General features: G+C 69.8%; 7 protein-coding genes and 1 riboswitch. Of the genes, 5 read left to right on the top strand and 2 right to left on the bottom strand.

The annotated features are described in order from the left end of the window. The 3 genes from AC27IQ_RS15545 to AC27IQ_RS15535 form a co-directional block, all read left to right on the top strand. Positions 1-635: sulfite exporter TauE/SafE family protein (locus tag AC27IQ_RS15545; protein WP_487089990.1), on the top strand; the 635-nt coding region annotated here is incomplete at its 5' end. Positions 636-781: 146 nt separating this feature from the next. Next, complete coding sequence (locus AC27IQ_RS15540; protein ID WP_487089989.1) at positions 782-2,080, top strand: cyclic di-GMP phosphodiesterase; 1,299 nt, start codon at positions 782-784, stop codon at positions 2,078-2,080. Then, positions 2,077-4,554, top strand: a complete 2,478-nt coding sequence (locus AC27IQ_RS15535) for a sensor domain-containing protein (protein ID WP_284428866.1) — start codon at positions 2,077-2,079, stop codon at positions 4,552-4,554. Before AC27IQ_RS15540 ends, AC27IQ_RS15535 begins: the two co-directional genes overlap by 4 nt. 255 nt (positions 4,555-4,809) lie before the next feature. On the opposite strand, the gene AC27IQ_RS15530 is transcribed toward AC27IQ_RS15535, so the two are convergent. Both AC27IQ_RS15530 and AC27IQ_RS15525 read right to left on the bottom strand, forming a co-directional pair. After that, entirely contained in the window at positions 4,810-5,220 is a 411-nt protein-coding gene (locus AC27IQ_RS15530) for a cell division protein ZapA (protein WP_284406778.1), read from the bottom strand. Then, entirely contained in the window at positions 5,217-5,438 is a 222-nt protein-coding gene (locus tag AC27IQ_RS15525; protein ID WP_272548299.1) for a DUF904 domain-containing protein, read from the bottom strand. The genes AC27IQ_RS15530 and AC27IQ_RS15525 overlap by 4 nt, the downstream gene beginning before the upstream one ends. 66 nt (positions 5,439-5,504) lie before the next feature. Continuing rightward, a riboswitch (cobalamin riboswitch) is annotated at positions 5,505-5,749 on the top strand. A gap of 90 nt (positions 5,750-5,839) precedes the next feature. Here AC27IQ_RS15525 and AC27IQ_RS15520 point away from each other — a divergent pair. After that, positions 5,840-7,738, top strand: a complete 1,899-nt coding sequence (locus AC27IQ_RS15520) for a TonB-dependent receptor domain-containing protein (RefSeq protein WP_317352376.1) — start codon at positions 5,840-5,842, stop codon at positions 7,736-7,738. Positions 7,739-7,814: 76 nt separating this feature from the next. After that, on the top strand, positions 7,815-8,441 hold a 627-nt coding region (locus tag AC27IQ_RS15515; protein WP_487089988.1), incomplete at its 3' end, for a nucleotide-binding protein.

The following is an 8,441-nucleotide window of genomic DNA, read 5'->3' as shown; positions in this document are numbered from 1 at the left end:
CGGAAAACGCAGGGGCGCAGACGGTGCGATGGGCGGGCCGCGGCCTGGCTTTGCCGGCGGACCGGGTGTGGGCACGGCCCTTCGCTTTCCATCTGGGCCGGCTGGCCGGGTACGCCCTGGCGGGCGCGATGGCGGCCTGGGCCATGGACCGCCTGGCCTGGCTGACCCAGCACGCGGCTGCGCTGCGGCCGGCCTGGACGCTGCTGCACGTCGCCGTGCTCGCCTGGGCCGTACTGCTGGTGTTCCAGGCGCGGCAGCCGGCCTGGGTGGACCATGCGGGCCGGGTGCTGTGGCAGCGGGTCGCCCCCTGGGTGCGCTCGCCCGGCGGCCTGTTCTCCACGGGCCTGGCCTGGGCCTGCATGCCCTGCGGCCTGCTGTACTCCGCGCTGCTGCTCGCGGCGTTGACCGGAAACCCCTGGCGCGGCGCGCTGGCCATGGTGTGCTTCGGCGTGGGTGGCGCGGCCTGGCTGGTGGCAGGCCAGTGGCTTTGGCAACGGCTGCGGGGCGGCGGTGCCGCGGGGGACGCGCGGGGCGGGTGGGGCGTGCGGTTGTCCGGCCTGCTGCTGTTCGGCATTGCCGCCTGGGGGCTGTGGATGGACGTTTTCCACCGCCAGGCCGAGCCCTGGTGCCTGTAGCCAATCCCTGCGCGCAGGGGGTTGACAAAGCCTATCGTGACCGTAGTCCGTGAAGTTTTTGACATTTGATTCGGGGGTGTATTAACTGGTGATAATGGTTACCAATACCCCGGCGTCCCCGTGGCGCCCTCCGGTGCCCCCCGAAAGTGACTAATCCCCTCCTCATCGATGTCGGCCGGCTGCGTGTAGGCATGTACATCCAGCTCGATCTGGGCTGGATGAACCACCCTTTTCCGGTCAGCAGTTTCCGCATCGCCTCGCCGGAGCAGATCAGTACTCTGGCCGCCCTGGGCCTGTCCCAGGTGCGGTGGATTCCTTCCAAAAGCGATCCATCGGTGCAGGGCCTGCTGCCGCCCGGCCACCCTTCCGCGCCCGATCCCGTGACCGAAGCCGCCCGGGCACCGGTGGAGACAGGGCCTTCGATCGCCCAGGCCTCCATGGCGGAGTTCCGCGAGCGCATCAAGGCGCAGAGCCGTTCCCTGGCTGCCTGCGACGAGCGCTTCGCCCGTGCCACGCGGGTGTATGAGCGCCTGGCCACCAGCGCCGAGCAAGACCCCTCGGAGGCGCGTGCTTCCACCAACGCGCTGGTGTCCACCTGCGTGGATGAGCTGCTCGACCAGGGCGACTCCGCCATCCGCCTGCTCTCCGAGCGCGTCGGCACGCGCGCGGCGCTGCATTCGGTCAACGTGATGGTGCTTTCGCTGCTGCTGGGCAAGGCCCTGGGCCTGCTGGGCGACGACTTGCAGCCCCTGGGCGCGGCCGCGCTGCTGCACGACCTGGGCAAGATCACGCTGCCGCCCCATGTGGCCCAGCCGCATTCCGCGCTGGGTCCGGCCGACCAGGCCCTGTACGAGGCGCATGTCGGCGAATCGGTGGTGCTGGCAGAACGCATGGGCCTGGGCGCCGCCGTCATCGAAGCCATCGCGCATCACCATGAAATGGCCGATGGCACGGGCTTTCCGCTCCAGCTCAAAGGGGCCGACATCTCCCGTGGAGGGCAGGTGCTGGCCCTGGTCAACTACTACGACCGGCTGTGCAACCCGCTGCGGGGCGCCAACGCGCTGACTCCGCACGAGGCGCTGTCGGTGATCTTCGCGCAGCACAAGCAACGGTTCGACGCCGTGGTCCTGCGGGCCTTCATCCGCATGATGGGCGTGTACCCGCCGGGCTCGATCGTGCAGCTCGTGGACGACCGCTACGCCATCGTGACAGCCGTGAATTCGGCCCGCCCGCTGCGGCCCAAGGTGATCGTGCACGAGTCCGGCGTCTCCAAGGACGATGCCCTGGTGATCGATCTGGAAGACCAGCCGGCGCTGGGCATCCGCCGCAGCCTGCGGCCCGCGCAGCTGCCGCGCGATGCGCTCGACTATCTGTCGCCCCGAAAGAGGATCTGCTACTACTTCGAACGGGCCGTCGACGCAGCGCCGACCGGGGCCCCGGCGTGATCCGCGGCCCGCAAGGCAGCGTGTGGCGCGCCGTGTTCGACGGGTTGCTGGAGGCCGTGTGGCTGGTCGAGCCCGAGGGGCTCACGGTGCGCTTCGCCAATCAGAGCGCGGCCGCGCTGCTCGGGCGCTCGCCCGAAACCATGGAAGGCGCGGACGCCGTCGAACTCCTGGCCTGCACGCCGGAAGACCTGTACTTCTGGGCGCAGGGGCGGGATGCGCTGATGCGCGGCATCCAGTCGCACTCCGGCCTGCTCGGGGGCGATGGCCAGTTCATTCCGGTGGACCGGCGCGTGTCGCGCGTGGATTCGCCCGAGGGCGAGGCGCTGCTGCTGGTGACCATGATCGATCGCCGCGAGCAGGCCTCGACCGAGCGCGAGCTGGAAATCCTACTGTCTGAACTGCGCGCCACGCTCGACTCCGCCGCCGACGGCATGCTGGTGTACGACATGGCCGGGCGCATGCGGGCCTTCAACCAGCGGCTGGCGCAGCTGTGGGGCATGCCCGAGGACCTGCTGGTGCAGCGCAATGATGCTGCAGTGGTGGCCCACATGCAGCAGCAGGTGGCCGATGCCGATGCCTACCGGGCGCGGCTGTCGTCCATCGCGCTGGAGCCGGGGCGCGAGACCACGGACATCCTGCACCTGCGCAACGGCACCATCATCGAGCGCCGCTCAGTGCCGCAGCTGAGCCAGGGCCGCCCCGTGGGCCGGGTGTTCTCGTTCCGCGACGTGACGCTGAACGCCGAGGCGCAGGCCAGCCTGCGGCTCGCCGCGCGGGTGTTCGACTCCAGCCTGGATGCCATCTTCATCGCCGATGACCGGCACCAGATCGTGCGCATGAACCCGAGCTGCGAGCGGCTGATCGGCGCGCCCGCGGTCGCCTTGCAGGGCGTGCCCGCGGTTTCGCTCTTCGGAGCCGAGGGCGCGCAGCCCGGCTGGATGGAGCACGTCCTGGCGGCGTGGGACCGCGACGGCTTCTGGGAGGGCGAGCTGCGCCTGCCCGAGGGCGGCGCGAACGGGGCCGCGCGACGGGCCTGCGCGGTGCACCTGTCGTGGGTGGTGCTGCGCAGCGAGACGGGCAATGCGCTGCAGAGCATCGGCTTCATGCGCGACCTCACGCAGCAGCATGCGGCGCGCACGCGCATCGAGGAGCTGGCGTACAGCGATGTGCTCACCGGCCTGCCCAACCGGCTGCGCCTGTCGCGCCGCGTGGGCGAAGCCATCGACGCGATTGAGCAGGGCCCACGGCCGGACGCCGGCAGCTTCGCCATCCTGTTCGTGGACCTGGACCGGTTCAAGATCATCAACGACTCCCTGGGGCATCTGTTCGGTGACCGCGTGCTGCAGATCGTGGCCAAGCGCCTGCAGGGGTGCCTGCGCCAGAGTGACATGCTGTGCCGCCTGGGCGGCGACGAGTTCGTGGTGTACCTGCACGGGGGCGATGCCGCGATCGCCGAAGGCGTGGCGCGGCGCATGCTCGAGGACATGCTGCGCCCCTTCATGCTCGACGGCATGGGGTTTTCCATCCAGTGCAGCATCGGGGTGGCGCTGTACCCGCAGGACGGCGAAACGCTGGACGACCTCATCAAGCAGGCCGACACCGCGATGTACCGCGTGAAGGAGCGCGGCCGCGGGAGCTACGGCTTCTACCAGCCGCAGATGAATGCGGACCTGCTGTCGCGCATGAAGCTCGAACACGCCATGCGCCAGGCCCTGGGCCAGCAGCGCATGGTGGTCCACTACCAGCCGCAGGTCGCCATGGCGACCGGCAGCGTGGTGGGCGCCGAGGCGCTGCTGCGCTGGACCGATCCGGAACTGGGGCCCATTTCGCCAGGCGTTTTCATTCCGCTGGCCGAAGAGTCCGGCTACATCATCACGCTGGGTTCATGGGTCATGGAGCAGGCCGTGCAGGAGGCTGCGCGCTGGATGCGCTCGGGCTCGCCACTCGTGATGGCCGTCAACGTGTCGGCGCTGGAATTCCGCCAGCCCGATTTCGTCGATCGGCTCACGCAGCTGTTGCTCAAGCACGGCCTGCCGGCCTCGCTGCTCGAACTGGAGCTGACCGAGACCATCCTGCTGCAGGATGCGCTGGAGATGGAGCAGCGCCTGCAGGCGCTGGCCGAACTGGGCATCGGCCTGGCCATCGATGATTTCGGCACCGGCTATTCCAGCCTGGCCTATCTGAAAAAGCTGGCGATCCACAAGCTCAAGATCGACCAATCGTTCGTGCGGGGGTTGCCCGACGACGACGGCGACCGCGCGATCATCAATGCCATCGTGCACATGGGGCGCGCGCTGCACATCGAAGTGGTGGCGGAGGGCGTGGAAACGCAGCAGCAGCGCATGGCGCTGGAGCAGATGGACTGCCGCTACTTCCAGGGGTATCTGTGCGCGCCGGCGATGCCGGCCGAAGCCTTCAGAAGCCTGCTGGCGAGCCGCCAGAGCTATTCGTGGGGACTGTCGACGCCGGCGTGAAAACCGCCGGGCCGTGGGAGAAACAGGTGTCTGCGAATGCCACCGGACCGGCATCCTGAACCGGGGGTTCAGGTGGGCGAGGGCAGCCAGGCGTTGGGTTCATCTGACGCGAGATGATCACGCTCACCGGGCAATGTACCAAGCCCGTGCTCAATGAGCATTGGTTCAAGGAAATATAAAGCCCGGCAGCACCGCAGACGTCTCCATTGTAGGCGCTGCATGCACGGCGCGCGAGTGGCCGTTGCGTAACCCTTTTTAAAGAAGGCGGCCGTCGTCGCCGAGCGCATCGTCCAGCCGGCGCAGCAGCAACTGCATCTGGCCGGACGGGTCGCCCGCCAGCGAGGCGTGAGATGCGTGCAATGGCGCCGGGGCATCGGTGGATTGCGGGCCGGCGGCCGGGGCCAGCGGCGCGGGCTCCGTCGGGGCTGCCGCCTGGGCCTGTGCAGCGGAGGCCAGGTCGGCCTCTTCGCGGTCGGCGATCTCGAAGGCCAGGTTGAGCGCTGCCAAAACGGCGATGCGCTCGCGGGCCCGCACCTTGCCGGCATCGCGGATGCGCGTCATGGCGGTGTCCACGCGCTCCACGGCCTGCAGCAGGCGCGATTCGTGGCCCTCGGGGCAGCCCAGCAGGTAGCTCTGCTGCATGATCTGGACTTCGATCTGCTTCATTCGGCGTCCTTCGAGGGGGGCGTCGCAGGCAGGCTCTCCAGCAGCGCGTCTACACGGGCGCGGGCGGTGTTGAGCCGGGATTTGAGCGAGTCTCGCTCCTGGGTGAGATGGACCACCTGGGCGGTCAGCAAGGCATTGGCGCGTTGCAGTTCCGCATGGCGCAACAGCAGCCGCTCCACGCGTTCGGCGATCTGGTCGATGGGAGAGGATGGATCCATACAGCCGCAATTGTAGGGTTGGCGCCACCACCCGCCCATCCAGCGGCGTTTACAGGCTGCAACACCCGTAAAATCCGCGGGTTGGTGCTCGCAGCATGGTTCGCATGCTGCAGTTCAACGGGAAGCAGGGAGGTTTGCGTTCGCCAGAGCGCGCCGTGCCTGCGCTGCCCCCGCAACGGTCAGCGGACGGGTCGGCCCTTTCTCCGACTCACTCTCCAGCCATGAGCCACTGGGCGCCTTGAACAAGCGCCTGGGAAGGCGCTGGAGGGCGCTCCGCCAGCCCGGATACCGGCCAACAACGTGGCCGCGCTTGGGACCGCCATGGTCCTGAAGGCGCGGCTGTTTCGCCCAATGCCGGCGGGGAAGCCGGCGCGGGGATGTTTGCCAGTCTGTCTGTTTCCATGAAAAAGCCCTTGTTCCCCGCGCGCGCCGCTGCCATTGCCGCTGCCGTGCCTTCCTCGCCCCTGCGGCCTGCCGCCCTGGCTGTTTCCCTGGCCCTCACGTTCGCCGCCGCACCTGCCGCCCAGGCGCAGGACGCCCCCGTGCTGCTGGCGCAGAACCAGCGCGTGCCCTCCCTGGGCGAAACCGTGGTGGCCGCCACGCGCACGCCCCAGCCGCTGGCCGACCTGGTGGCCGACGTGTCCGTGCTGGACCGCGAGGCCATCGAGAACAGCGGCGCGACCGGCCTGGCCGACGTGCTGGCCCGCCTGCCCGGGGTCGAGATGGTCCGCAACGGCGGCCCGGGCAGCGCCACCAGCCTGTACCTGCGCGGCGCCGAGACGCGCTTCACGGCCGTGTACATCGACGGCGTGCGCATGGACTCGCAATCCACCGGCGGTGCGCCGTGGGAGGCCATTCCGCTGGCCGTCATCGACCGCATCGAGGTGCTGCGCGGCCCGGCCGGCGCGGTGTACGGCTCGGACGCCATCGGCGGCGTGGTGCAGATCTTCACGCGCCGTGGCGAGGCCGGCACCGCTCCCTACGTGGGCGTCGGCGTGGGCAGCCAGGGCACCTACAAGGCCGAGGCCGGCGTGAGCGGTGCCAGCGGCGCGGTGGACTATGCCGTGGGCCTGGCGCGCGAGACGAGCCAGGGCTTCAACGCCCGCACCGTCGCCACGCAGAACCCCGACAAGGACGGCTATCGCCGCACGTCCGGCAACGCTCGGGTGGGGCTGCAGATCGATGCAGTCCACCGCCTGGAAGGCACGCTGGTGGCCAGCGAGATGAACTCCGGCTACGACACCCTGCCGCTGGGCAACGACGACCGCAACCTGCACAAGATGCACGCCCTCGGCCTGAACTGGGCCGCGAAGTGGAGCCCGCAATACACCACCCGCGTGTCGGTCACCGACTCGCGCGACCGCTACGAGACGCGGCCTTCCGTGTACCTCACCGACACGCGCCTGCGCGGCTACCTGTTCCAGAACGAATGGCGCCAGGGCCCGCACCTGGTGACGGCAGCCCTGGAGCGCCGCGAGGACCACCTGGAGAACGCGCCCATCGACCGCAAGCGCTCGCAGGACGCGCTCGCGCTGGGCTATGGCTTCAATGCCGGCGGCCACACGCTGCAGTTCAACGTGCGGCACGACTCCGACAGCGAGTTCGGCGGCCAGAACACCGGCAGCGCCGCGTACGGCTATGCCATCACGCCGCAGTGGCGCGCCACCGCGTCCGTGGGCACCTCGTTCCGGGCGCCCACCTTGTACCAGCGCTTCAGCGAGTACGGCCTGGCATCGCTCAAGCCGGAGGAGGGCCGCAATGCCGAGGTGGGCCTGCGCTGGGCCGAGGGCGCCGGCACCTTCTCGGCCGTGGCCTACCGCAACCGCGTGAAGAACCTCATCGTGTTCGGCGGGGCGGGCGGCTGCCAGTCCAATTTCGGCTGCTATGCCAGCACGGCGCGCGCCAAGTACGACGGAGTGACGCTGTCAGGCTCGTACAAGGTGGCCGGCGTACAGTTGCGCGGATCGGTGGATTTCCAGAACCCGCGTGACGAAGACACGGGCCGGCTGCTGGCGCGGCGCTCCAAGCGCCACGGCACGCTGGGGGCCGACACCCAGGTCGCTGGCTGGACGCTGGGCACCGAAGTGCAGGCCTCGGGCCGGCGCTTCGACACCGCGGCCAACACCACGGTGCTGGGCGGCTACACGCTCGTCAACCTGTATGCCAGCACGCGCATCGCACGCGACGTGACGCTGCTGGCGCGCGTGGACAACCTGGCCGACAAGGATTACCAGCTGGCCCGCACCTATGCCACGGCGGGGCGCACGTTCTATGCGGGCCTCAAATGGGCACCGCAATGACCGCGGCGCAGCCAGCGATGAAGAACCCATGAGGGCGAGGGGAGAAGAAGCAGCGCGAGAAGAAGAAGCGGCTGGCATGGCGGGCAGCGTGGGCTGTCCCGCCATCGCCATCGCCGCACCCGCGTCCGGCCAAGGCAAGACCACCGTGACGGCGGCGCTCGCGCGGCTGCACGCGCGCCAGGGGCGCCGGGTGCGGGTCTTCAAGTGCGGCCCTGATTTCCTCGACCCCTGCTGGCACCAATTGGCCAGCGGCGCCCCGGTGCACCAGATCGACCTGTGGATGACCGGCGAGGCCGACATCGCCCAGCGCCTGCATGCCGCCGCGCGCGAGGCCGATCTGATCCTCATCGAAGGCGTGATGGGCCTGTTCGACGGCGCCCCCAGCCTGGCCGATCTGGCGCAGCGCTTCGGGCTGCCGGTGCTGGCGGTGGTCGATGCCTCGGCCATGGGCGCCACGCTGGGGGCCGTGGTGCACGGCCTGCGGCACTACCGCGCGGGCCTGCCATGGGCCGGGGTGCTGGCCAACCGCGTCGCCACCGAACGCCATGCCGACCTGCTGCGCGCAGGTCTCAACGATCCCGCGGACTGGCTGGGCGCGCTGCCGCGCGTGCAGCTGGATGCCCAGGACGTTGCGACCAAGCCTTCCGCCCCCATGCGGGCGCGGGCCGGCCTGCTGCCTGAGCGGCACCTGGGCCTGGTGGCC

This window comes from Acidovorax sp. KPB24-07 (assembly GCF_057543315.1).
This window is presented reverse-complemented; position numbering and strand designations above follow the sequence as displayed.